Raw genomic sequence first — 1783 nt, forward strand, 5'->3', positions numbered from 1 at the left:
AATAATAAGTAAGATTAAAATATTTTACAGGAGATGTTCTTTTGAGAAAAAAGAGAATATATAACTAAAAACTGGTATTAAAACCATTCCCATACGAATCCTAGCTCCCAACTCCCAACTCCCAACTCCCAACTCCCAACTCCTGACTCCTGACTCCTAAGAAATACCTTAGGTATTTGTAGCAAACATTTATCAATAAAGATTAATATTTCCCAGAAAATTCATGGCTGAAACTGTAATTTCACTGCAAAATGTTTCTAAATGCTTTAAACGATATCGGCATCCGGTAGACCGTTTAAAAGAAATTCTATTCCCAGGAAAAAGTCGTGCTGATGAATTTTGGGCAGTGCAAAATATAAATATAGAAATAGAAAGAGGGCATACTTTAGGAATTGTGGGGCGGAATGGTTCGGGAAAAAGTACTCTTCTACAAATAATTGTTGGTACTCTTACACCGACAACTGGTACGGTAAAAGTTCAAGGTAGAGTTTCTGCACTGTTGGAACTTGGGAGTGGATTTAATCCAGAGTTTACAGGTAGGCAAAATGTTTTTTTTAACGGTCAATTATTAGGATTAAAACTATCAGAAATAGAAGAAAAATTTGATAAAATTGCTAGTTTTGCCGATATTGGAGATTTTATTGACGAGCCTGTAAAGACTTATTCTAGTGGAATGTTTATTAGGTTGGGATTTGCTGTGGCGACAAGTGTTGACCCAGATATCCTAGTAGTTGATGAGGCACTTTCGGTGGGAGATGAAGCATTTCAGAGAAAGTGTTTTGCTCGTATTCAAGACATTCAAGAAAGGGGTGGAACAATTTTATTTGTATCTCATGCTGCTTCAACAGTTGTACAACTTTGTGATTCAGCAATTTTGATGGATCATGGTGAAATGTTGCTTTATCATGCTCCTAAATATGTGGTATCTAAATATCAGAAATTAATTTATGCTTTTCCTGATAAAATTCCATCAATTAGGGAAGAAATTCGTCAGATTCCTAATTTAACAGTTAAGGATTTCTTGGATGATGAAGAAACAGATGAACAATCATCTCAATCAGAACAAAGTAGTGAAAATAAAATTTCAGAATCAACAGAATATGAAGAAATTTATGACCCGGAAATGATACCTTCAAATACGATACATTATCCTAATAAAGGGTCGGAAATTATTGACCCTCATATTATTACTTTGGATGGTAAGAGGGTAAATCATTTAATTAATCGTCGAGAATATTACTATACATATACAGTAAAATTTATTAACTCTACATCTAAAGTTAGGTTTGGAATGTTGATTAAAACTCTGAGTGGATTTGACTTAGGTGGAGCATCATTACACGGTTATACTAAATCAGTAGAATATGTAGAAGCACAGCAGAAAGTTATAGTTAAATTTAAGTTTAAATGTTTGCTAAATCCTGGGGTATATTTTTTAAATGCTGGAGTTGTTGGTATGGCAGGCGACCATCTAACTTATTTATCTCGTTGTATTGATATTGCTATGTTTAGAGTGCAGCATTGTAGTGATTCATGTGGTACGGGAGTAGTTGACTTTTTAATAGAACCTAGTTTAAAGATTAGAAATATGACATTTATATAGCAATTACCATGCTGGTAAGGTACAAAATTCGTTTGTTTTAGGCAACAGGCAACAGGCAAAAGGCAATAGTGAAGTAAAGATAAAAGTGTACCTCACGCTTACTGAGAAATCCTATATAACTGAGAAGAAAAGGAGTTATACCAAATTGATAAATTTTTGCTACAAATAGCTAGGATATTT

The 1783-nt window shown here is 33.6% G+C and carries 1 protein-coding gene; it reads left to right on the forward strand.

Features of this window, described 5'->3' with window-relative positions; translation table 11 throughout:
• Window positions 1-223 precede the first annotated feature (223 nt).
• Window positions 224-1603 carry an ABC transporter ATP-binding protein gene (locus tag F6K13_RS31575; protein ID WP_124143471.1) on the forward strand — a complete coding sequence of 460 codons (1380 nt, stop codon included), beginning with the start codon at window positions 224-226 and terminating at the stop codon, window positions 1601-1603.
• Window positions 1604-1783: the final 180 nt, after the last annotated feature.

Origin of the sequence: Okeania sp. SIO2B9 (assembly GCF_010672505.1) — a bacterium.
Lineage (GTDB): Bacteria > Cyanobacteriota > Cyanobacteriia > Cyanobacteriales > Microcoleaceae > Okeania > Okeania hirsuta.